The organism is Serratia marcescens (assembly GCF_006715005.1).
In the GTDB taxonomy this organism is placed as follows: Bacteria; Pseudomonadota; Gammaproteobacteria; order Enterobacterales; family Enterobacteriaceae; genus Serratia; species Serratia montpellierensis.
Genome location: NZ_VFMJ01000001.1, coordinates 1,237,412 through 1,260,079, shown reverse-complemented (window position 1 = coordinate 1,260,079; position 22,668 = coordinate 1,237,412). Strand labels below are relative to the sequence as shown.

General features: G+C 59.1%; 22 protein-coding genes. 12 read left to right on the top strand and 10 right to left on the bottom strand.

The window, feature by feature from the left end:
- Window positions 1-64: 64 nt before the first annotated feature.
- Both FHU12_RS05950 and FHU12_RS05945 read left to right on the top strand, forming a co-directional pair.
- Window positions 65-2,248: a glycoside hydrolase gene (locus FHU12_RS05950; protein ID WP_141968061.1), complete on the top strand. Its 2,184-nt coding sequence runs from the start codon at window positions 65-67 to the stop codon at window positions 2,246-2,248.
- 61 nt (window positions 2,249-2,309) lie between these two features.
- The gene (locus FHU12_RS05945; RefSeq protein ID WP_141968059.1) at window positions 2,310-3,695 is read left to right on the top strand and encodes a CoA transferase; all 1,386 of its coding nucleotides are present in this window, start codon (window positions 2,310-2,312) and stop codon (window positions 3,693-3,695) included.
- Here FHU12_RS05945 and FHU12_RS05940 read toward each other — a convergent pair.
- Window positions 3,692-4,567, bottom strand: coding sequence for a LysR substrate-binding domain-containing protein (locus FHU12_RS05940; protein WP_141968057.1), 876 nt, complete (start codon window positions 4,565-4,567; stop codon window positions 3,692-3,694). The two genes, FHU12_RS05945 and FHU12_RS05940, sit on opposite strands and share 4 nt — an antisense overlap.
- A gap of 102 nt (window positions 4,568-4,669) precedes the next feature.
- Here FHU12_RS05940 and FHU12_RS05935 point away from each other — a divergent pair, with 102 nt between their 5' ends.
- Window positions 4,670-6,085 carry a pyridoxal phosphate-dependent decarboxylase family protein gene (locus tag FHU12_RS05935; protein ID WP_141968055.1) on the top strand — a complete coding sequence of 472 codons (1,416 nt, stop codon included), beginning with the start codon at window positions 4,670-4,672 and terminating at the stop codon, window positions 6,083-6,085.
- 11 nt (window positions 6,086-6,096) lie between these two features.
- Here the strand turns inward: FHU12_RS05935 and FHU12_RS05930 are convergent, their stop codons facing one another.
- Window positions 6,097-6,738 (bottom strand): GNAT family N-acetyltransferase, encoded by a 642-nt coding sequence (locus FHU12_RS05930; RefSeq protein WP_141968053.1) that lies wholly within the window; start codon window positions 6,736-6,738, stop codon window positions 6,097-6,099.
- A gap of 795 nt (window positions 6,739-7,533) precedes the next feature.
- Here FHU12_RS05930 and rcsA point away from each other — a divergent pair.
- Complete coding sequence (gene rcsA, locus FHU12_RS05925; RefSeq protein ID WP_033635078.1) at window positions 7,534-8,163, top strand: transcriptional regulator RcsA; 630 nt, start codon at window positions 7,534-7,536, stop codon at window positions 8,161-8,163.
- A 218-nt stretch (window positions 8,164-8,381) separates the two neighbouring features.
- Here the strand turns inward: rcsA and dsrB are convergent, their stop codons facing one another.
- Window positions 8,382-8,582, bottom strand: coding sequence for a protein DsrB (gene dsrB, locus FHU12_RS05920; RefSeq protein ID WP_038877309.1), 201 nt, complete (start codon window positions 8,580-8,582; stop codon window positions 8,382-8,384).
- A 320-nt stretch (window positions 8,583-8,902) separates the two neighbouring features.
- Entirely contained in the window at window positions 8,903-9,115 is a 213-nt protein-coding gene (gene cspE, locus FHU12_RS05915) for a transcription antiterminator/RNA stability regulator CspE (RefSeq protein WP_004935122.1), read from the bottom strand.
- Window positions 9,116-9,491: 376 nt separating this feature from the next.
- Here cspE and FHU12_RS05910 point away from each other — a divergent pair, with 376 nt between their 5' ends.
- The 3 genes from FHU12_RS05910 (at window position 9,492) to FHU12_RS05900 (ending at window position 11,750) form a co-directional block, all read left to right on the top strand.
- Window positions 9,492-9,869: a hypothetical protein gene (locus FHU12_RS05910; RefSeq protein ID WP_141968051.1), complete on the top strand. Its 378-nt coding sequence runs from the start codon at window positions 9,492-9,494 to the stop codon at window positions 9,867-9,869.
- 510 nt (window positions 9,870-10,379) lie between these two features.
- A complete protein-coding gene (locus FHU12_RS05905) occupies window positions 10,380-10,589 on the top strand; it encodes a hypothetical protein (protein ID WP_004935132.1) in 210 nt (69 codons plus the stop codon).
- Between the two features lie 153 nt (window positions 10,590-10,742).
- Complete coding sequence (locus FHU12_RS05900) at window positions 10,743-11,750, top strand: NAD(P)H-quinone oxidoreductase (RefSeq protein WP_141968049.1); 1,008 nt, start codon at window positions 10,743-10,745, stop codon at window positions 11,748-11,750.
- Between the two features lie 44 nt (window positions 11,751-11,794).
- On the opposite strand, the gene FHU12_RS05895 is transcribed toward FHU12_RS05900, so the two are convergent.
- On the bottom strand, window positions 11,795-12,847 hold the full coding sequence (locus FHU12_RS05895; RefSeq protein ID WP_141968047.1) for an SDR family oxidoreductase: 1,053 nt from the start codon (window positions 12,845-12,847) through the stop codon (window positions 11,795-11,797).
- A 110-nt stretch (window positions 12,848-12,957) separates the two neighbouring features.
- On the opposite strand from FHU12_RS05895, the gene FHU12_RS05890 reads away from it, so the two are divergent.
- The gene (locus tag FHU12_RS05890) at window positions 12,958-13,890 is read left to right on the top strand and encodes a LysR family transcriptional regulator (RefSeq protein ID WP_141968045.1); all 933 of its coding nucleotides are present in this window, start codon (window positions 12,958-12,960) and stop codon (window positions 13,888-13,890) included.
- 3 nt (window positions 13,891-13,893) lie between these two features.
- Here FHU12_RS05890 and FHU12_RS05885 read toward each other — a convergent pair whose 3' ends face one another.
- The 3 genes from FHU12_RS05885 to FHU12_RS05875 form a co-directional block, all read right to left on the bottom strand.
- Complete coding sequence (locus tag FHU12_RS05885; RefSeq protein WP_019453502.1) at window positions 13,894-14,283, bottom strand: YidB family protein; 390 nt, start codon at window positions 14,281-14,283, stop codon at window positions 13,894-13,896.
- Window positions 14,284-14,378: 95 nt separating this feature from the next.
- Window positions 14,379-14,627 (bottom strand): GlsB/YeaQ/YmgE family stress response membrane protein, encoded by a 249-nt coding sequence (locus FHU12_RS05880; RefSeq protein WP_004935146.1) that lies wholly within the window; start codon window positions 14,625-14,627, stop codon window positions 14,379-14,381.
- Window positions 14,628-14,641: 14 nt separating this feature from the next.
- Window positions 14,642-14,839 carry an ElaB/YgaM/YqjD family protein gene (locus tag FHU12_RS05875; RefSeq protein WP_141959604.1) on the bottom strand — a complete coding sequence of 66 codons (198 nt, stop codon included), beginning with the start codon at window positions 14,837-14,839 and terminating at the stop codon, window positions 14,642-14,644.
- 625 nt (window positions 14,840-15,464) lie between these two features.
- Here FHU12_RS05875 and FHU12_RS05870 point away from each other — a divergent pair.
- Window positions 15,465-16,385, top strand: coding sequence for a Kdo(2)-lipid IV(A) acyltransferase (locus tag FHU12_RS05870; protein WP_141968043.1), 921 nt, complete (start codon window positions 15,465-15,467; stop codon window positions 16,383-16,385).
- A gap of 177 nt (window positions 16,386-16,562) precedes the next feature.
- A complete protein-coding gene (locus FHU12_RS05865) occupies window positions 16,563-16,982 on the top strand; it encodes a VOC family protein (RefSeq protein ID WP_141968041.1) in 420 nt (139 codons plus the stop codon).
- A gap of 15 nt (window positions 16,983-16,997) precedes the next feature.
- On the opposite strand, the gene FHU12_RS05860 is transcribed toward FHU12_RS05865, so the two are convergent.
- On the bottom strand, window positions 16,998-17,192 hold the full coding sequence (locus FHU12_RS05860; protein ID WP_060420604.1) for a hypothetical protein: 195 nt from the start codon (window positions 17,190-17,192) through the stop codon (window positions 16,998-17,000).
- A gap of 160 nt (window positions 17,193-17,352) precedes the next feature.
- On the opposite strand from FHU12_RS05860, the gene FHU12_RS05855 reads away from it, so the two are divergent.
- Together FHU12_RS05855 and kdoO are read left to right on the top strand one after the other, a co-directional pair.
- The gene (locus FHU12_RS05855) at window positions 17,353-18,906 is read left to right on the top strand and encodes a sensor domain-containing diguanylate cyclase (protein WP_141968039.1); all 1,554 of its coding nucleotides are present in this window, start codon (window positions 17,353-17,355) and stop codon (window positions 18,904-18,906) included.
- Window positions 18,907-19,397: 491 nt separating this feature from the next.
- Entirely contained in the window at window positions 19,398-20,291 is an 894-nt protein-coding gene (gene kdoO, locus FHU12_RS05850) for a Kdo hydroxylase KdoO (protein ID WP_141968036.1), read from the top strand.
- Window positions 20,292-20,334: 43 nt separating this feature from the next.
- Here kdoO and paaZ read toward each other — a convergent pair whose 3' ends face one another.
- Entirely contained in the window at window positions 20,335-22,401 is a 2,067-nt protein-coding gene (gene paaZ, locus FHU12_RS05845; protein ID WP_141968034.1) for a phenylacetic acid degradation bifunctional protein PaaZ, read from the bottom strand.
- Window positions 22,402-22,668: the final 267 nt, after the last annotated feature.

The window sequence follows — 22,668 nt, the reverse complement described above, 5'->3', positions numbered from 1 at the left end:
CAATGTTGGGCGCCAGTGCGCTTATCGATAAACTGCCCTCCTTCATCTTTCAAGGACGCCCCCGATGAAACACCGGCTTTCCCCGCTCGCGCTCGCGCTGCTCGTCAGCTTTCCCGCCGATGCCCTGCTGCTGCAGCAAGGCGACGTGCAGTTTGAACTCGATCCCGCCACGCTGCGCGTTGCCGCCGGCGCTGTACCGGTCAATCTGGCGCAGCCCGCGCAACAGGTGGCGGATCTTACTGCATCGCCACAACGCGCCAGCTGGCGCTGGCCGCAGAGTGCGATCAAGGTTAACGCCCGGCTGGAAGACGGCGATCTGCGTCTGAGCTTCAGCAGCGACCGACCGCAAACCCTAAACTGGTATCGCCTGCCGCCGCAGGCGGGAACGCTGCTGTTACCGATCGGCGAAGGCAGCCGCATTCCGCTCGACAACGCGGTCTGGCGCCATTACCTGACGACGGAAATGACACCGCTGGATACCAACTGGGATCTGAAGCTGCCGCTGTGGAGCCAGCAATACCAGGGCAAGGTCTACAGCTGGCTGATATTGACGCCGTTCAGCAACCGGGTCACCTTCGCCGCCGCGCAGGAAAAGCTGGAGATGCGCGCCGGGCATCAGTTCAACCGCTTCAACCAACAGCAGGCATTCGAGGTGCTGCTGCACGTCGGCGACACCCCGCTGTCCGGCGCCCGCCGCTACCGCGACTATTTGCAACAAAGCGGCCAGTTCAGCAGCCTGCGCGAGAAGATAAAGCAGGCGCCCGAAGGCGAAAAGCTGATCGGTGCCACCCATGTCTACCTGTGGGGCGACAAACTGCTGGCGGCGGAAGACGCCAAAGATTGGCCGGGGTTGCTGCACTACCTTGCCTCTCCGGCCGCCGCCGGGCTGCGGCAACAAATGGATGCCGAGAGCAGAAAGCTCCTGCTGCAGCTGGCGGGCAAAACACCGGAGGGCTGGCAGCAACAGCCCCTGATCGACGGCATCAACCAGGCGTTGACGGCGCAAATTCCGCTGGGCGCCACGCCGGATGACGCCGATTTTCTGCAGGCACAGCAGCGCCAGGCCGCTGCGGTGCGGGAGCGGGCACAGCGAGAGCTGGGGCGTTGGTTAACCCCGGTGGACCGTTGGGGGCAGGGGCTGGCCAAACCGCTGATCGATGCGCTGCGCCAGGCGGGTTTGCCGCGCCTGTGGTTGGGCACCGATAACTGGACCGCTGCCTTCCTGCACCCGCAGGCGGTAACCGCCGCCAAAGCGGCCGGCTATCTGATCGCCAGCTACGACTCCTACGATACCGCCATTCCACGCGGTGTGAACGACAGCTGGCTCACCGCGCAACTGCCGACGGCGCTGCGGGAAACCTGCGCCATTGTGCGCGCCGACGGCAGCAAGAAACCCGGCTTCGGCAAACAGGGTTACTACCTCAATCCGGGCTGCGTTCTGCCCTATTCTCAACAGCGCATGCGCGAGCTGATGCAACTGGCCGGATTGAACAGCCTGTTCCTCGACGTGGACGGCACCGGCATGGTCTCCGACGACTATCAACCCGACCACCCGACCGGCGCGGCGCAGATGGCCGAGGCGCGCAACGCCCGGCTGGCCTGGTTCAGCGCCACCCTTAAGCTGCCGCTCGGCTCGGAGGACGGTAATGCGGTGACCGCCCGCAGTCTGATGTTCGCCCACGGTATGGAAACCTGGGGATTCGGCTGGGGCGATAAACAGATGAATCAGGATAAATCCTCGCCCTATTATCTCGGCGCCTGGTGGCCCAACGCCCAACCGGCGTTTTTCTTCCACCCCGCCAAGGTGAAACAGCCCTACCGCACCGTCGAATTCGATCCGCGTTATCGCCTGCCGCTGTACCAGGCCGTTTTCCACGATGCGATCGTCAGCAGCCACCACTGGAATTACGACAATCTGAAGTTCAGCGACGTTCAGACCACCCGCAGTCTGCTCAGCCAGCTGTACAATACCGCGCCGATGTTCCACCTGAGCCGCGCCACTCTGGCGGCCCGTCTGCCGGCGATCAAACGCGCCGACGCCGCCTTCCGGCCGCTGCATCAGGCCCTGTGGGATAAAGCATTGATCGACTTCCGCTGGCTCGATCGGGACGGCTGGGTGCAGCAGACGACGTTCAGCGACGGGTCGACGCTGACCGCCAACTTCAGCGCGCAGCCATTCGCCGGCATCGCGGCCCACAGCCTGCGCGCCAAACTGGCCGACGGCCGCACGTTAGACGTTGCGCCTTAGCAAGGTCGCCGACGGTGGGCTACGCTAGGCTATATTTCCGACGACCCGCAAGGAGTGGCCGATGACGCCTCTGATCCACACTCTGCTCGACGAGATTTGGCAAAGCCTGGGGCAGCGCCCCGCCCCTACCGACCGGTTAACCGTTAGCGGCGTCGGCGCATTGCCTTCGGCTTTTCCCGTCACCGAATTGGCGACCGCCGCCTGGAGCGCCGCCGGTTTGGCCTGCGCCGAATTGCTTGGCCGCGAGGCTGCAGAGGCGCCGCAGGTCTGGATCGATCAACGCCTGGCCTCGCTCTGGTTTGGCTGGACGCTGCGTCCGCTCGGTTGGACGCTGCCAGCCGCCTGGGACGCCCTGGCCGGCGACTACGAGACGGCAGACGGCTGGATACGCCTGCATACCAATGCGCCGCACCATCGGCGGGCGGTGGAACAGGTGCTGGGCCCGGCATCGGATAATGGCACGCTGGCGGCACGCGTGCTGAGCTGGAAAAAAAGCGAGCTGGAGCAGGCAGTGATCGAGGCCGGCGGCTGCGCGGCCCAAATGCGCTCGGCGGCCGCGTGGCGGCAACATATTCAGGGCAAGAGCGTGGCGCTCGAACCCTTGATCCACACCTCGTTGCAGCCGGAGGCACCGCCGCCGGGCTGGGCGCTGCCCATAGCCCGGCCACTGCACGGCGTGCGGGTGCTGGATCTGACGCGCATTCTCGCCGGACCGATCGCCACCCGTTTTCTCGCCGGTTTGGGTGCCGACGTGCTGCGCATCGATCCTTACGGTTGGGATGAACCCGGCGTCGAGCACGAGGTGATGCTGGGCAAGCGCAGCGCACGCCTCAACCTGACCAATGCGCACGATCGCCATACGTTTGAACATCTGCTGAGAAACACCGACGTGATCGTGCACGGCTACCGTGCCGGTGCGCTGGAGAAGTTGGGCTATGGCGCGGAGGAAAGACGCGCGCTGGCGCCGGGCCTGATCGACGTCTGCCTGAATGACTACGGCTGGAGCGGGCCGTGGCGCACCCGACGCGGTTTCGACAGCCTGGTTCAGATGAGCTGCGGGTTGGCGGAAGCAGGCATGGTTTGGCGCAGCGCCAGTTTGCCGGTGCCGCTGCCGGTACAGGCTCTGGACCACGCCACCGGCTATTTGATGGCAGCGGCGGTACTGACCGGTATGGCACAGCGCCTGAGCCGCGGCACCGGCTACCACGCGCGGCTGTCGCTGGCGCGCACGGCGCAACTGCTGCTGGCGCACCCCTGTTCGGCAGATTATCGGCCGGAACCGCTGGCACCGGCCGGCCCCGCCGACGAAAACCCGGAAACGGAACTGACTGACTGGGGCACCGCACAACGTCTGCGCGCCCCGCTAAGCCTGCAGGGCACGGCGCTGCAATGGGCGCTGCCGGCGACTCCCCTCGGCACCTCGCAGCCGGTGTGGCTGCGCCGTTAAATAGCCGCCAACTGTTGCTGCAGCCACTGCAGCAAACGTAACACCGCCGGCGTCAACCCGGCGGTCTGCGGCCACACCAGATAAACGTCGTCATCGCTCAGGCGACAGGGCGCAGCCAGCGCCACCAGCCTACCGGCGTCAATCGCATCCTGCACCAGCAGCTTTTTCGCCAGCGCGATGCCAAACCCCTGCTCGGCCGCGCGAATCAACAATCCGGCATCGTTGAACAACGCCTGTTGCCGTCCGCACAGTGGGCGCCCTTGCGCATTGAACCAGTCGCGCCAGGGGCTGACGTCGTGCTCCAGCAAGGGAACGTCGCCGCCGTTCTCGAATGCCGTTCCCCACTGACGCGCCATGTCCGGCGAGGCGACCGGCAGCACGTCGCCCGACGCGATGCGCTGCGCCTGCAGCCCCGTCCACTGGCCGTTACCAATGCGGATCGCCGCATCGAACCCGCGCTGCGACAGATCCTGCAATGTCAGCGAGGCATCGATATCCAACGCAATATCGGCGCAGGCTTCATGAAAAGCCGGCAGACGCGGCAACAGCCAGTAGTGGGCAAAAGACGGCAGCACGCTGATGCGCAGCGTCTGGTTCGCCGCGGCGCGCCGGGCGCGGGCAACGCCCTGCTGCAGCGCCTGCAGCGCCGGTTCTACCGCCGCCAGCATCTCTTTCCCGGCCGCATTCAGACGCACACCGCGCCCACGCCGTTCAAACAGCGGGTAGCCGACCGCCTGCTCCAGCAGCTGAATTTGCTGGCTGACCGCGCCGTGCGTCAAATGCACCTGCTGCGCCGTGGCGCGCAAATTTTCCAACCGGGCAGCGATAACAAAGGTCGGCAAGACATGCAGGGGAAGGCGTTCGCTCATCACTGGTTAGCCAAATTATCCAAAAAGGTTATTTTTCATCGATTTTGGCCCGCAGGCAACTGTTCTATGTTTATGTCATCTATCCCTAATGCTTTCGGAGCCGCCATGCACCCACGTTTACAACAGGATCTTACCCAGTTTCCGCAGATCCTCGACCACACCCGCCAGTTGGCGGAAGACTTTCTGGCCGGGCTGCAGCAGCGCTCGGTCTGCCCACCGCTCGCGCAACAGCAGCTGCAACCCGGTGACGATCGGCTGGCAGAAAACGGTGAAGGCGCTCTGGCAGCGCTGGATGACTTTTGGCAACGTTATCAGGCGGGCATTTCCGCCAGCGCCGGCCCGCGTTATTTCGGCTTCGTCACCGGCGGTGGCACCCCGGCGGCGGTCGCGGCGGACTGGCTGGTTAGCGTGACAGACCAAAATAGCCAGCTCAGCCATGATACGATCGCCGCGGCGATCGAGTTGGCGGCCGTGACGCAGTTGAAATCCCTGCTGGGCCTGCCGGAAGCGTTCAGCGGTAGCCTGGTCAGCGGCGCTACCATGGCCAATTTCGCCGGGCTGGCCATTGGCCGGCAGTGGCTAGGCCAACAGCATGGCGTGGATATTGCCCAACGGGGCCTGGCGGCGCTGGGGCCCATCCGGGTGCTGGCCGCCAATCCGCACGCCAGCAGCGTAAAGGCGCTCAGCATGCTCGGCATCGGCCGCGACGCGCTGACGACCGTCGCCAGCCTGCCGGAGTCTGAAGCCATGGATATGGTGGCGCTGGAGCGGCAGCTCGCCGCCGGCGAAGGCCGCCCCACGTTGGTGCTGGCCAGCGCCGGCACAGTCAACACCGTCGCTTTCGACGATCTGCCGCGTCTGCTGGCGCTGCGGGAACGTTATCCGTTTTGGCTGCATGTCGATGCCGCATTCGGCGGCGTGGCGGCCAGTTCGCCGCTGTACGCCCCAAGGCTTGAGGGCTGGCAGCATGCCGACTCCATCACCGTCGATGCGCACAAATGGCTGAACGTGCCTTATGACAGCGCGATCCAATTTACCCGCCACCTGGATCTGCAAATGCAGGTATTTCAGAACCATTCGGCCTACCTGGAAGCACCGACGCCGCGGCCGGACAACTATCTGCATCTGACGCCGGAAAATTCGCGGCGCTTTCGCGCCCTGCCGCTCTGGCTGACGTTGAAAGCCTATGGCCGCAGCGGCATACGGGATATCGTTGAGCGCAACGTCCGATTGGCGCAGACGCTGGGGGCGGCGTTAGCGGCCGATGACGGCTTCCATCTGCTGGCGCCGGTGAATTTGAACGTGGTGTGCTTCGCGCTCAGCTATCCGCAGGGCGACAGCGAGGCGGCGCGCGATCGCTTTCTCGAGCGCCTTAACCGGCACGGCGTGGTGCGTTGCACCCCGACGACCTATAACCATCAACCGGGGATCCGCGCCGCGCTGGTCAACTGGATGACGGAGGAACAGGACATCCGGCTGGCGCTGGACTCGCTGCGCCACTGCCTGCCAGAGACGGCCTAACGCGCGCGGCGCTACCCGAGTTGGAAAGCCTGCAAACGCCGCTCTTGCCGACCGTCATTGCCGATGTTGCCCGGCGATAGCCAGGCGGCAAAGGCGGCGTGTCGCGCCGGCCATTCCGCGTCGATGATCGACAGCCAATCGGTGTCGCGCGTGCGTCCTTTGACGACGACCGCCTGGCGGAACGTGCCTTCGTAACGGAAGCCCAAACGCTCGGCGGCTTGGCGCGAAGGCAAATTGAGGCTATCGCACTTCCATTCACAGCGCCGGTAGCCAAGATCGTCAAACAGATGCCGCAGCATCAGGAAAATCGCCTCACTGCCCAGCGCGCTGCGCTTCATCAGCGGAGACCAGTTGATGGTCCCCAGTTCGGCCGCGCCGTTGGCGGGATCGATGCGTAAAAAAGCGCAGGTTCCCACCGCGCGCCCGTTCGCCTGATCGATCACCACCATCGTGTTTCTGTCGGCGCCGGACACCTGTGCCTGAAGGTAATGCTGGAAATCCTCGCGCGTCTGCGGCCGCTGCCAAAACAGATAGGTCCAGTCGCGATCGTCCTCGGCGGTTTGATAAGCCCGATAGAGTTCGTCACCCCAGCGCTCGAGGTCCAGCGGTTCGAGGCGGCAAAACCGTCCTGGCAGTAACGTGTGTCCGGGCATGCCTGCCGGCTGCCAATGAGGGAGGGCGTCGCCTATCGGCTGCCCATACTGATTCTGTCTCACCGCGACATCCTGTTTTTGAAAGGTGGAAAGGCAAATTAAAACCAACGCGGGCCGGAGACAACTCCGACCTGCCCCCCACCCCGCTGGCGCGAGCAACAGGATGATAGTTTAGAAAAACAACTCAATCACCGGTAAATATTCACCAAAATTATTTCAAGCGAAATAAATATCCAGATAACCCATTGTAAAACGGTGATTTATAGCAACAATTAAGCTACACATTTCAGCCATGACGTTAACTTTTGTTGGTTGTTATGATAAAAAAAGAAGTGATTATCATTAGCAGTCGAGGGGATAAAAGACTCAACATAATGATTTTTATGATTAAAAAGACAAAATAATCAAGAGAACACTTTTTGAGCGCTCAAGAATCGCACTGGAAAACTTCAAAAAACCAACACATGAATTTTTTTTAAGACTTTTCCTAGCAAACTAAAATTTTGTTTCGTGACATGATGAACAGAATCTCGGCAAGCAATGCCAGCAAGCACGGGTGCCAAGCGCAAATCAGGTAGCTCGCGTCGACGCCGAGCGAGCAGCAAATCTCTCTGACTTAAGCCAAACTTATAGATTCATGTGATTAATAAGTTTAGTATGAAAATATCATTGAGTGCCGTCGTGTTTATTGATAGAACACTCGCTACACTGAATTATTGCTCCATTTTTGCCTTTCGGCTTTTTAGGCTTTTTCTCATATTACCGCAGTAAAACGGATTTAAGTGGGGGTGCGATATGCCAACGATCATCATGGATTCATGTAGCTATACCAGATTGGGATTAACCGACTATCTGACTTCGCATGGCGTGAAAAAACGCCATATTAATGCCATCGAGGATATTGACAGCCTGCATGAAAAATGCAGCAAGTTGAATCCGAGCCTGGTGTTTATTAACGAGGACTGCTTCATCCACGAAGCAAACGCCACTGAGCGAATAAAACGGGTGATTTCACTGCACCCGGATACGTTATTCTTCATCTTCATGGCTATTACCAATGTACATTTCGACGATTATTTATATGTTCGCAAGAACGTCATCATATCGTCAAAATCCATCAAACCAGAGACTATGAATCAGCTACTTAGTCACTATCTCGAGAGAACGTCCCTACGGGCGGAGAAATCCTCTCTGGACCAAACGCCGGTAACGCTGAGCCAGACCGAATCGAACATGTTACGCATGTGGATGTCCGGTCAAGGCACCATCCAGATATCAGACCAGATGCAAATAAAGGCCAAAACGGTCTCCTCCCACAAGGGAAACATCAAGCGGAAAATAAAGACGCACAACAAGCAGATCATTTACCACGTTGTTCGTTTGACCGATACGCTGACCAGTGGAATATTTGTCAATAGCCGTTGAGCCGCAGAGAATGCCCCCACTCTGTTTTGTCGGCCGTTAAATATCCGGTGATAAAGTCACCTGGATATCGGATACTGGAACCACCAAAAGAATACCTGCTGCGCTATCCCCCGCTAGCGCAGCGGGTATTTTTTTGCCGTCGATAAAAAAAATCTTACCGTAATGAAATAATCTCAAAATGGACAATTTCATTAGCAAATTAATGAGATTAACCGACGTTACTGCCCATGCTCGCGACATGGCTCCACAAACGTCCCGTCACGGCTGTCGATTTCATTAAAAAACCATACGCCCGCCGGATAGTCTTCAAGAGAAACCAGATACATAGTCCCTTCGTTGAACACCTCTACGGCCAGAATGACGCCCTCGCGCCGCGGGCCGCCGTCTGTTTTTACCGTCACTCGATCGTTAACCTGCATACCGTTCCCCATCATTTGCGATTGGCATCAGTGTATGACAAAACCCAGGGGGAAGGACACCGCCCCGCGCCAATCCGGCCTCGCTCTCAGCGTAACAGCCGCCCAAATTTTCACTTTCTTAACGGTTTGGCCGCAGAATCTTAAGCCGGCCTCGCGTAGCCTGTCTTCAGGCGTTTCCCCCCCAGAGAAGCGCTCGCAAATGAAGAAGTAACAAGGAACTTTTGCCCGCTGACTTGCGGGCTTTTTTTTGCGCACCACCGAATTTCAGGCATAAAAAAACCCGCCGCGGCGGGTTTTTTTCAATCGGCGGTAGACGCCAATTAGATAGCGGTAACGTTAGCCGCAGATGGACCTTTCGCACCGTTCTCGATAGAGAACTGTACGTTCTGGCCTTCAGCCAGGGTCTTGAAGCCTTGATCCTGGATAGCAGAGAAGTGTACGAATACGTCTTTGCTGCCGTCTGCTGGGGTGATGAAACCAAAACCTTTAGCTTCGTTGAACCACTTCACTTGACCTTTGATCATGTTGGACATGTCTAATTTCCTTCAATAATAATATTAGCCGCCATGGGCGAGATAGCCGGTCATCAGTTACTTATGGAGGCACTGGAAAGGAAATTCGTCAGAGAAGGGCTATCCGGGATAACGCTTTAAATTTGAACTACTTTACTCAAAATGTCGTGCATAAATAGGTCTGTACCACAGGCCGACATCATTAACTCATGAGCGAGCGGCAATAGCAACCTTTTTCGCCGTGATGGGACGTGAATCTCGGCTAAACGCACAGGATTTGACCCTGTCTGTCGATGGAATCACCGCCTGGCGCCCCCGTAACAGCCAAGGTAAATGATAGTAATTCTCGTTCTGCTGTTTTATAGTTGCCTACAGAAATCATTCAGGGAGATTCACCATGCCGAGATGGCTTACCTTACCAACTGCCAGTGCCGCCGCCCTGCTGGCCTTTGCCGCTTACAGCGCTCCGCAGAGTGCACTGGAGCTGAATTATCAAGCTCCCGAACCCAGCGTGGCTCCCGCCCCCAAGCCGACAGCACCGTCAGGGCCAGCCCCTAAGGCGGCGAAACCACCGATTACCTGGGCAGAAGCACGCGACAAGAACGGCTTTCGCGTCGATATCGAATGCGATCATCCGGGCTGCAGCAAACCGCGCGCCAAACCTTATCCCGCGTATGAAGGCCCGGTGAAGAAAACCGATCGCCGCCGCCAATCCGATCCTTACTCCACCAACCAGGATCCCGATTACAACATCCAGTTGGGCTATGAGTGGTAGCGGCGCTTTCGGAGTAATACCTATATCAGCCGCCCTCGCCGCTGCATAGAATAGCGCCAGTTCACCACTCCTCCTGGTGTTGAACACAACAAGCTGTGTTGCAAATCTTTATGCGCCTCCCTATAGGCGCTTTTTTTTTGCTCCTCCCTCATGCCCGTTTCCCGATTACAGATTGCTCCCATTGCCCCGTAAAGTGATGAATGTCACAAATACGCCTCCTTGCCATTCTTATTCGGAGGTGATGTTCATGGCCACAGGATCCCTTGCCCTCTTGGCTGTCTTGGCCGGCATTGCGGGCTATTCGCTCTATAAGCATTTCAAATCTCAGAAGAAAAGTACATTCGTTCGCCCGCACGATCGGTAGTCGATAACGTATTTTCACCGCGAAGGCGCGGCACGCCGCACGCCGCGCCTTCGTGGACCGTCATGTTTTCATCACAAAATTGTCACAATATGGCCATATGATGATTCGCGATTATCCGCTCTGGCTTAACACCAAGGATTTCGCCCATGACCATAATTAAAGCTGCAAACCATCAGGAAGCAGAAAAACTCATCCGCGCCGGCACAGCCAAGAAAATCGAACTGGCCTACGATATCGGCAGCGATGACTTCTTCCAGCTTGCCAGCCTGTGGTGCGATAAAGGCGCCAAGATCTCCAAAGGGAAAGAACACTTTATCGTCTCGTTGAAAGGGTTCCGCATCCCCCCTAACGATTGATATCCAGCCGCCCATCGCGGCGGCGTCCTCCCCTCCTCGTAAAACCGCTCTATTCGACCACGCGCACCTCCTTCGATTTCGCTAAGCTAACAGCAGACTTTATTGCGGGCGTTCCGCCTGATAACCACGTCCGCCACGATGAGGAGAGTGACCATGTCAACAAATGCAGCGCAGCCCGGCACGATGAAAGCGATTGAGATCAGCCAACCGGGCGCCCCCGAGGTTCTGGTCGTCACCGAACGCCCGGTGCCCGTTCCGCAAGCGGGCGAACTCCTGGTGAAAATCGCCGCCGCCGGCGTTAACCGCCCCGACGTGCTGCAGCGCCAGGGGAACTATGCGCCACCGCCCGGCGCTTCGGATATCCCCGGCCTGGAAATCGCCGGCGAAGTGGTGGCCATCGGTGAAGGCGTGACCCACTTCGCGCTCGGCGACCGGGTTTGTGCCCTCATCGCCGGCGGCGGCTATGCCGAATACTGCAGCGTGCATGAAAGCAATGCGCTGCCGGTGCCGGCGGGCCTGAGCCTGACCGAGGCCGCCGCACTACCGGAAACCTTCTTTACCGTCTGGGTCAACGTGTTCCAGCGTGGCCACCTCAAAGCCGGCGAAACCGTGTTGATCCACGGTGGCACCTCCGGCATCGGCACGGTCGCTACCATGTTGGCAAAAGCCTTCTGCGCGCAGGTGATCACCACCGTTGGCTCCGAAGAGAAGCGCCAGGCCAGCCTGGCGCTGGGCGCCGACGTGGCGATTAACTACCGCAGCGAAGATTTCGTCGCACGCACCAAAGACGTCACCGACGGCAAAGGTGCCGACGTGATCGTCGATCTGATCGCCGGCGACTATGTGGCCAAGAACTATCAGGCCGCAGCGATGGAAGGCCGTATCGTACAAATCGGCACGCAAAACGGCGTGGTAAAAGAGCTCAATCTGATGCCGCTGCTGTTAAAGCGCCTGACCCATACCGGTTCAACGCTGCGCTCGCGCAGCGTGGCGGACAAAGCGCAGATTGCCGCCGAGCTGCACGAGAAGGTTTGGCCGCTGCTGGAGCGCGGCGTGCTGAAGCCGCAAATTTTTAAAACTTTCCCGCTCGAGCAGGCCGCCGCCGCGCATGCGCTGATGGAGTCCAGCGAGCACATCGGCAAGATCATGCTGACGTTCTGAAGCCATTCCCCGCGGCCTCTGCTGCGGGGAAACCGATGCCGCGCTCAGGGAATGATGCCGCAGCGGCGAAACTCATCGAACAGCGAGAAAAACATGGCTTCGGTTTCGACAAACTGATGGAAACCGAAACGCCGCGCCTTGCTGCCGTCCGCGAACATGTCGTAGTCCCAGGAAAAGACGAAGTCGGCGAAACGCCAGCCCGCCACCGCACGATAGTCCGATTCGGCCAATGAGTGCCGCTGCGCCAGCTCCCGCCACAGCGGCGCTTTATCCGCCATCATGCTCTCCAACGGCATCGGCAGCGGCGGCGCGCATTCCAACCCGAAGTAAGCGGCGATTTTCGGCCACATCTCGCTCCAGCGAAACAGATCGCCATTGTTGATATTAAACGCCTGATTGGCCGCCGCCGGTTCGGTCGCCGCCCAGAGCGTGGCACGCGCCAACAGCCCGGCATCGGTCATTTCCAGCAGGCGGTGGTAAGCGCCCGGTTTACCGGGGAAACGTAACGGCAGCCCAAGCGCTTTACTGATCGACGCGTAAACCGCGATGCTTAACGCCAGGTTCATCGGATTGCCGAGGGAGAAGCCCCCCACCACGCTCGGGCGAATGGCGCTCCAGAGCCAACGTTTGCCGGCCTGACGCTGCACCAGATACTGCTGTTGCGCCACGTTAAACTCCGGCGGCATATGCCCGGCGTCGCTTTCGCGCGCCGGTGTTTTAAACGGCCCCAAATGGGCGCCGTACACCTTGTAACCCTGCATCAGGCTGATATGTTCCAGCGCCGGCGCGATCGGCTCCAGTCCCTCGACGACGTGTTGCAACATCTGCAGATTGGGCGCCACCAGGCCCGCCCAATCCGGCGCATCCTGATAGGCGGCATAGAAAACGTGGCTAATCGCGCTCAGCGGCCGCAGCGCGTCGCGCGTTGCCGCCGCATCCAGCAGATCCACCTGCAGGTGGCGCACACCAAGTGCCGGTTCCCCACCCCGGCGCGAGACGCCCACCACGGGCCAGCCCTGGCCGGTCAGTTCCTCAATTAATCGGCGCCCTATTACGCCATTGGCGCCGATCACTAATGCCTGTCGCTTTGCGTTCATCTTGTCACTCCTCGGGTTGTCGATGCCCTGAGTGTTATTGATTAGCATTGCTTGCGGTAGATGAGGTTTTCCACTAACACTAATAAGAAAAACCTATAGGCAAGATCGACATGGATAAGCTGAACGCAATGAAAACCTTTCTGCGGGTGGCGGAGCTGGGCAACCTGTCGGCCGCCGCTCGCGACCTGCGCTTGACGCAGCCGGCGGTCAGTCAGCAAATCGCCGGGCTGGAGCAGGAACTGGGGGCGCAGCTGCTGTTTCGCAGCACCCGGGCGGTCACCCTGACCGAGGCCGGCAGCGGTTATTATCAGCGCCTCAAACCGATTCTGGCGGCGGTCGACGAAGCGGAAGAGGCGCTGCACGGCCAGCGCCACCGGCTGCAGGGCAACCTGCGCCTTCATGCACCGACCGGATTCGGCCAACGGCACGTCACGCCGCTGGCCATCGCGTTCCAGCAGCGCCATCCGGATCTCACCCTCGAGCTGCTGCTGGACGATCGCCGCGCCGACGTGATCGGCGAAGGCATCGACGTGGCGCTGCGCTTCGGCGAACTGCACGCGCCCGGCATGGTGGCGAAACGGCTGGGTGAGCTGCAACGCCTGCTGGTAGCGTCACCGGCGTATCTGACCAGGCATGGCGTTCCACGCTCGCCGGCGGAGCTGGCAAAACATGCGCACATTCGCTACAGCGGCTTGAACGACGGCGATACGCTCACCCTGATCGGTCCGCACGGCCCCGAGGTAGTGGCGCTGCGGCCCACGTTCCGCGCCAACAATACGCTATCGCTGCTGATGGCCATCGAGGCAGGGCTCGGTATCGGCGGTGCTCAGCGGCCGTTGATCGGTGAACAGTTGGCAACGGGGGCATTGGTTCACGTGTTGCCGGAATACCGCTACCCGCCCATGGCGCTGCACGCGGTCTATCCTGCATTACGATTTATTCCGGAGAAAGTGCGCGCCTGGGTGGCGCATCTGCAACAGGCGTTGACGGCGATCGAGGGTATTAGCGGAGTGAATGCCCCCGGCCAGGCGCCGGAGGCATAAGCCTTATTTGAACAGTTTGCCGACCATGTCGCCCAGTTCGTTGCTGTCTTGCTGCACTTCGCCATTTGGCGAAGCGGCATCCGCGACCGTTGGCAAGAACTGTGCAATGGTGCTGGAGGCCTGAGCCGGATCGACACCCAGCTTTTCAGCCAGTTGATTGATCGCATCGCTACCCAGAGCCTGCTGTACGTGATCGCCGGTAATCGGTTGGTTTTCACCATTGCCGAGCCAGGAGCCGACGATGTCGCCGAACTGCCCCTGACGGAACTTGTCCAAAATGGCCTGCAGGCCACCTTGTTGCTCAACCCACTGCATAATGGCGATGTAATCGATGCCTTTACCGTTGGCGCCGCCGCCCAGAATGTTACCCAGTACGCTATCAAACAGACCCATGATATTCCCCTTTCAGCCGGTACGGCCCGCGCCGCACAGCCGGATTGATTTCACGAAAAAGGGCCGCCGCGGCGACCCTGTTGAGCAACGGCTGCTTAGCCTTTGATCTTCCTGTAGACAAAAAGCACCACCAGGGCACCGATTACCGCCACCACAAAGCTGCCCAGGTTAAAACCGTCAACGCGGCCCATACCGAAGAAGGTGCTGATATAGCCGCCGACCACGGCGCCCACGATCCCCAATATAACGGTCACAATAAAGCCGCCGCCGTCTTTGCCCGGCATAATCCACTTGGCCAGGATACCGGCGATTAAACCAAAAATGATCCAGGAAATGATGCCCATCTTTACTCTCCCTATTACCTTTTGCCTAACAGAAATCCTATTACCAGGCCCACGACGGCGCCGGCGCCTATCCCCGCCCAAGGATTATCCTTGATGCAGGCACATGATTGCTCGAGCGCCGCTTTTACACCGCTGCGCACTTCGCAGGCGGGGGTTTTCACGTAGTCGCTCGGTTGCTCAACACCGTTTAGATCGTCATTTTCATATGACATGTCAAATCCTTACAGACCAACCCTCTGAGAATCTCGTCACATGTTTCACGCCCGGCACCGCCCGCCCCGCGATCTTGCTCCGGGCAATCTGCCCGCGGCCGCTCAATGCAGGGCGTACGGCGACAAACGCACAACTTCACACTATGACTATAGTAAAAAATCAGCGGTTTACCCATTTCCGTCCGTCTGAATTTTACCGTACAAAAAACGATCTGATTTCATCCTATCGTCATCTCGGCAGACTAAACTTTAAACAAACCTCCGGGAGAAAACGCCCATGTTCAATGCACCGTTCGTCATGATTCTCGCACTGCTGTACGCGCTGGCCGCCGTTTGGGATGGTTCCGCCGCGTTACTGTTTCTCTAAGGTTACATAGCAGTTGTCACTTTTGCGATGCGCTTAATTGTGTCTTTATTTTTCAATTTCGCCAGCCGGTTGAAATAGCGGTAAATATCCTCATTTTCCTCGGTAAAAATCCTAACTCGCCCCGTATTCCGCCCGTTATTAAATAAAGCGTAAAAAAAGCATTAATGGAAAACCCTATTTAGCACAAAATGTTCTATCATTCGTCGTATAAAAATTTGGGTTAAGGTCCCATCGGGAAAGAAAAGGAATAACAGGAAAATGCTTTCAAACCAACGCTTTGAGCGTGAATTCTTGCGCCCTCGTTATTGGTTGCTGTGGATAGGGTTGGGAATACTCTATCTCTTGGTGTTACTGCCCTACCCGCTCATATATCGGCTTGGACACGGCCTCGGCAGAATAGCCATGCGCCTGATGAAACGCCGGGTAAAAATAGCGCGCCGCAATATAGAACTCTGCTTCCCCACCATGCCCGCCGCCGAGCGCGAGGCGCTGATCATCAAAAATTTTGAGTCCGTCGGCATGGGCCTGTTCGAAGTTGGCATGGCCTGGTTCTGGCCCGACTGGCGCATCGCCCGCTGGTTCAAGGTGAGCGGCATGGAAAACATGCGGCTGGCACGCCAGGACGGCAAAGGCGTTCTGCTGATCGGTCTGCATTTCCTGACGCTGGAACTGGGCGCACGCATTTTCGGCATGCAAAACCCCGGCATCGGCGTGCACCGCCCGCACAACAACAAGCTGATGGAATGGGTACAGACCCGCGGTCGGCTGCGCTCGAATAAATTCATGATCGATCGTAAAGATATCAAGGGCATGGTCCGCAACCTGAAACAGGGCGAAATCCTGTGGTACGCGCCGGATCACGATTACGGCCCGCAAAGCAGCGTGTTCGCGCCGTTCTTCGCCGTCGAAAACGCCGCCACGACCACCGGTACCTTTATCCTGGCGCGCATGGGGCGGCCGTCGATCGTGCCCTTCGTGCCGCGCCGCTTGCCGCATGCGCAGGGTTATGAGCTGATCGTACAGCCGCCGTTGACGGACTTCCCGTTGGATGATGAAACGCGCGCGGCGGCCATGATGAATCGCGTGGTGGAAGAACAGGTGCTGCTGGCGCCCGATCAGTACATGTGGCTGCACCGCCGGTTTAAAACCCGTCCCCCCGGCGAACCTTCGCTGTATTAACACCCTCACGCCTTCGCCCGTCATTCCGGTGGCGAAGGCACGCTCGCCTCGCACAAGCATTCCGCGCCAAGGGAACTACACTAATAAGTCACCGACGGCAATCATTGCCGCCAGCAACCATTTCTTCCTGCCCGAGGGCCGGTCGTTGCCTGTCGGGCCACAACCGAGGTCAATGTCATGCTGGTACAACCCTATCTGTTTTTCAGCGGTAACTGTGAGCAAGCGATTAACTTCTACGTGCAGCAGTTGAATGCCAAAATTGAAATGGTTATGCGCTTCAAAGATATGCCCGAAGAAGCCCGCCAAGGCGGCCCGCAGGACGTTAACCCGGAGGCGATCATGCATGCACGTCTGCTGATTGGCGACGGCGTGCTGATGGCCTCCGACGGCTGTCCGCAGGATGAAAGCGGCGGCGCTTCTCACAAAGGTTTTTCACTGTCGCTTAACCCCAGCGATGCGGAACAGGGGCGCAAGCTGTTCGATAATCTGGCGCAGGGCGGTCTGGTGACGATGCCTTACCAAGCCACCTTTTGGGCCAAAGGTTTCGGCATGCTGACCGACAAATTCGGCGTCAACTGGATGATCAACGTCGAATAACTCGCCATGGCACCGCTAGCTATAGCGGTGCCAGTCATACGCCGCCTTGGCGAACAACACGAACAGCAGCGTCAGCAGCACCAACCCCAACCGCCAATAGGGCGACCGGCGCCGACGCCAGGCAAAGAACATCATCACCGCCAGCGCCCCCAGCGTAAGGGGGTAATACACCGCCAGCGTCAGTAAAGCGATAATGATGTAATCCGACATTGACTCTCCCACTCCGTCTTGTCCGCACCGCCGCAGAGGCAGATTGCGCCCGCCTTTCTTCGTATCGCCTCGTTAAGGGCTAGAGGTCTGGCGCATTTATGCATAAAATATAGGATTGCTCTTAACTCAAATTGAATAGTAATCAAACAACAAGGGTGACATGACTCAGCAGCAACCCATACAGGATGCCGTGCCGCCGCGCAGCGTTAAAAGCTCCCCATTATTATTTCAGGCCGGCGTGTTTGTCATCATCGTTGCCGCCACGCTGATCCTCTTTAACAGCTGGCAAATCTGGAGCGCGCACCAGCGCGATCTGCGCAGCGCCGAGCATGAATCCGCCAACCTCGCCCGCTCGCTGGCGCAGCACGCCGACGATACCTTCATGCAGGTGGACGGCAATCTGCTCGATCTGACCGAACGTCTCCAGACCGACGGGCTGGGTCCATCGCAGCTGACGCGGCTGCAGCGGGTAATGCAAACGCAGGTCGGCTATCTGCCGCAGCTGCATGGGCTGTTCATCTACGATGCGCGCGGCCGCTGGCTGGCGACCTCCTCGGGCAAGTTCATCAAGAACGCCAACAACGCCGATCGCGATTACTTCAAATACCATCAAAACCGCGATGGCGGCGGCCTGTACATCGGCAAGGTGATCCGCAGCCGCACGACCGGCGATCTGATCATCCCCGTGTCGCGGCGCTTCAACAACCCGGACGGCAGCTTTGGCGGCGTGGTGCTGGCGACGCTGTACGTCGATTATTTCCGCCAGTTTTACGACAGCTTCGCCCTCAATACCGACGCCTCGTTGAACCTGCTGCTGGCAGACGGCACCATCCTCTACCGGCGCCCTTACTCAGCGGCCTCGATCGGGAAAAACATCGCCAAGGGCGTGCTGTTCAGCGAAATATTGCCGCATTCGGAATTCGGCAACGCCACCATCACCTCGCTGTACGACAAAGTGGAGCGTATCTACGGCTATTCGCGGGTCAACCGCTTTCCATTGGTGATCGCCGCCGGGCTGTCGAAGCGCGACGCGCTGGCAGACTGGCGCACCGACGCAGGCCTGTTCGCCGCCGGCGGCCTCTCTCTGCTGATGATCCTGCTGGCGATGGGCATGGTGCTGCTGCGGCAAATCAAGCACAGCATGCAAACCGAAGCCGAGCTGATGCGCACCCGCGATCAGCTGACCAGCATCAACCAGATGCTTGAAGAGCTGGCGCTGCTGGACGGCCTGACCGGGCTGGCCAACCGCCGCCAGTTTGATATCGCGCTGAAGAACGAGCTGGCGCGTGCCTCTCGCAACTACCGCAGCGTGGCGCTGCTGATGCTCGATATCGACTACTTCAAGCAGTACAACGACAGTTATGGCCACGTTGCCGGCGACCAGTGCCTGCAGCAGATCGGCCAGACGCTGAAAGGGCTGGCGTGCCGCAGCAACGATATCCTGGCGCGCTACGGCGGCGAAGAGATGGGGATTATCCTGCCGGATACCGACGTGCAGGGCGCGCTGATTTTCGCCGAGCGCGTCATCCAGGCGGTACGCGATCTGAAGATCCCGCATCAGGGCAACCCGCACGGCATCGTCACCATCAGCATCGGCATCTGCGCCAAAGTGCCGCATATGTATAACGATACGCCGATCAGCTTTATCAATGAGGCAGACAGCGCGCTGTATCAAGCCAAGAAAAAAGGCAAAAACTGCATTTACGGCGCTTAATCAATAATCGGGTCACCAAAATTTGGCGGCCCGATTTATTCCCGACAAAATGAAATAATTCCCCTCCGAAACATTATTTCCCCGGTTTGCCCTGCTCTTTGAATGAAATAACGCCAATAAATAAGCAGCATATTTATTTCCATTACAATTCAATAAGATAAAAAATACGTCATTCAGCAAACAATTCGTGCCATTTTTGATTATTCGTGCCCACACCCCGCTTCGTTTAGCCCCCGTTTACTTTTCATTGGCGTTGCCGGTGATAACCTTATCAGGACTATTCTATATATCAGGAAGCCATCGCACGCTTCGGCGCACTGCGCCCTGCTGATACATCCATAATAGAACCCGCAAATTTCACGTTGCAATTGGGCGACCGGCGCAAAAATTTCTGGCGCCGCTCCAGCCAGCCACTGCGCAAGCCAGTGCAGCCAACCACGCGGCAACCTGAAAGACGGGAATAAAGCGATATAGATTTGCGAGGAGATCTCATGCCTACTGGCGATATTATGCGTGAACAGGCCGTCCTGACGCTGCCGTTGCGACAATGGGCGGCGCAAGAAGCATCCAGCGCGGTCAGCGAATTAGAACAGGGCAAGGTGCTGTTTCTGCCCGAGCTGGCGTTCACCCTGTCTGAGCAGGAAATGCCGCTGCTGGATCCGGCGTTGGTCGATCCGAAGCGCAAAAACATCAGCTATCAGCCGCTGTCCGGCAAGCTGACCGGCGTCGCCGTCGCGGAACGCCGGCAGCAGGTTCAGCAACTGCTGGAGCGCTATTACCAGTCGTGCCGCCAGCTGATCGCCGGGCTGTTGCCCGAGTATCAGGAAGCGCTGCACCACCCAACCGGCAGCCTGCGTTTGCATCCGGTTTCAGCCTGGCGTGCAAACAGCTCCTGGCGCAAAGACGATAGCCGGCTGCACGTCGACGCCTTCCCGTCGCGCCCGAACTACGGCGAGCGCATTCTGCGCATTTTCACCAACATCAATCCGCACGGTGAGCACCGCCAATGGCGCGTCGGCGAACCGTTCCCTGAGCTGGCGGAACGCTTTATGCCGCGCCTCGCTCGCTACTCCGCCTTCAGCAGTTGGCTGCAGCACCAGGTGCGAATCACCAAAACCCGCCGCAGCCATTATGACCACCTGATGCTGCAGTTGCATGACGCCATGAAAGCCGACGGCGATTATCAGCAACAGGGGCCACAGCTGGCGCTGGCGTTCCCGCCGGGCAGCAGCTGGATTTGCTTCTCGGACCAAACGCCGCACGCCGCGATGGGCGGCCAGTTTATGCTGGAACAGACCTTCCTGCTGCCGGTGGACAAGATGCAAGATCCGCAGCGTTCACCGCTGAAAGTGCTGGAGCAGTTGCGTGGCCAGCCACTGATCTAAAGAGTTTGCCGCCGCCGGCGTTACCGGCGGCGGTAAACGCATATCACGCCTCGAAGTCCCCCTGTTGGCGCGCCACCAGCGTCAGAATGCTGTACAGCGCCACCGGCTGCTGCTCCTGATTCAACACCTGGACATCCCACACCACCACACCGTGCGGCCGATCTTCGGCGGTTTTCTGCGGCTTGCGGATCTTCTTCTTGCAGGTTAACCGCACCTGAATGGTGTCGCCGATCTTCACCGGTTCGATAAAGCGCAGATTCTCCATGCCGTAGTTGGCGATCACCGGCCCGACGGCAGCGTCGACAAACAGCCCGGCCGCGGCGGACACCACAAAGTAACCGTGCGCCACTCGCTCGCCGAACAACGAATCGGCGGCGCCGATCTTGTCCATGTGCGCGTAAAAATGGTCGCCGCTCAGGCAGGCGAAGTTGACGATATCCGCTTCGGTCACGGTGCGGCGCGCGGTCAGCAGGCTGTCGCCCAGCTGCAGCTGCTCGAAGTATTTACGGAACGGATGTACCGGATGCTCGGCGACCGGTGCGCCGCGCACCCATTCGCCGCCGATGGCCGCCAGCATCGCCGGGCTGCCCTGGATCGCCGTGCGCTGCATATAGTGCTTCACCGCGCGCAATCCGCCCAACTCTTCGCCACCGCCGGCGCGCCCCGGGCCGCCGTGCACCAGCATCGGCAACGGCGAACCGTGGCCGGTGGACTCCGCCGCCGCCTGCTCATCCAAAATCAGCATGCGGCCGTGGGCGCAGGCCGCCGCGCGAATGAAGCGCTTGGCCAATGCCGGATCGGCAGTGACCAGCGATCCCGCCAGGCTGCCCTGCCCCAGCAACGCCAATGCGATCGCCTGCTCGGTATCCGCATACGGCATCAGCGTCGCCACCGGGCCAAAGGCCTCGGTACCGTGCACCGCCTGATGGGTGAACGGATCGGCGCAATACAGCAGGGTCGGCGGATAAAACGCCCCGCCGCGCGCGCCGTCGCCCAGCACGTCCAGCTTATCCAGCGCCGCGCCACAGAGCGGCTCGCAGCCGTTGCGCAGCAGGAAATCCACCTTGCTTTGCACATCATCACGCTGCTCGTGACTGACCAACGCCCCCATGCGCACCTGTTCCAGCTGCGGATCGCCCACCGTCACCCCCGCCAGGCGCTGCAACAAGGCCTGACGCACCGCCGCCACCTGCGCCGCCGGCACGATGATGCGGCGGATCGCGGTGCATTTCTGCCCCGCCTTGGCGGTCATTTCACGGCACACTTCTTTGATGAACAGCGCAAACTCGGGCATCTCCGGCGTCACGTCCTCCGCCAGCACGCAGCAGTTGAGCGAATCCGCCTCCATGGTGAACGCGATCGATTTTTCCAGCAGGCGCGGATGCGCACGCAGCCGCTGTCCGGTCTGCGCCGAGCCGGTGAAAGTCACCGCATCCTGATAATCCAGGTGCGCAAACATGTCGCCGACGCCACCGCAAACCAACTGCAGCGCCCCTTCCGGCACCAGCCCACTGTCGACGATCAGCCTGACCATCGCCTGCGTCAGCTGCGCGGTGGCGGTGGCCGGCTTGATGATGGCCGGCATGCCCGCCAGCCAGGTCGGCGCCAGTTTTTCCAGCATGCCCCAGCACGGGAAGTTGAAGGCGTTGATGTGCAGCGCCACGCCCGGACGTGAGGTCAGTACGTGGCGGGCGGCAAACTGCGCCTGTTTCGACAGCGGGATCAGCTCATCCTCCGGCCACAGGGTATCATCAGGCAGATCGCGGCCGGCCATGCCGGCATAGGCGAACAGCGTGGCGATGCCACCCTCAATATCAACCCAGCCGTCGCTGCGCGTCGCCCCGGTTTGATAGGAAATCTGATACAGCGCCTCTTTATGCGCCAGCAGGTGTTTGGCCACCGCTTTCAGCATCTGGGCGCGCTGCTGGAATGTCATGTGCGCCAGCGCCGGGCCGCCGCGGCTGCGGGCATAGTTCAGGCTCTCCGCTAACGCCAAACCGTCGGAGCAGACCTGGTACAACGCTTCACCGGTCACGGCGTGACGGATCTCGCGGCCCTCTCCCTGCCCATATACCCAGGCGCCAGAAAGATAACTGTGTAACTGCTGCATGTGCCCTCCAAAATTCATAAATTTTCACCATACAGCTTAATTACGTATCACATAAATGCCAGTCAGCGCCAAATCAAATTTTAACAAAAAGAGAACAAAAGACGCTTTCAAGCCGATTCCCCTGCCATTAATACGGAATAAGTGATTTTATTTGTTAAATAAAATCAACCAAATAATTAAACTCCTTGTGAGTAAGCTCGCAAAACCACATGAATCTCGTTTGATCTTTTTGTTATCAGTTTGTAGCATTATGGTTAGTTAAAGTGA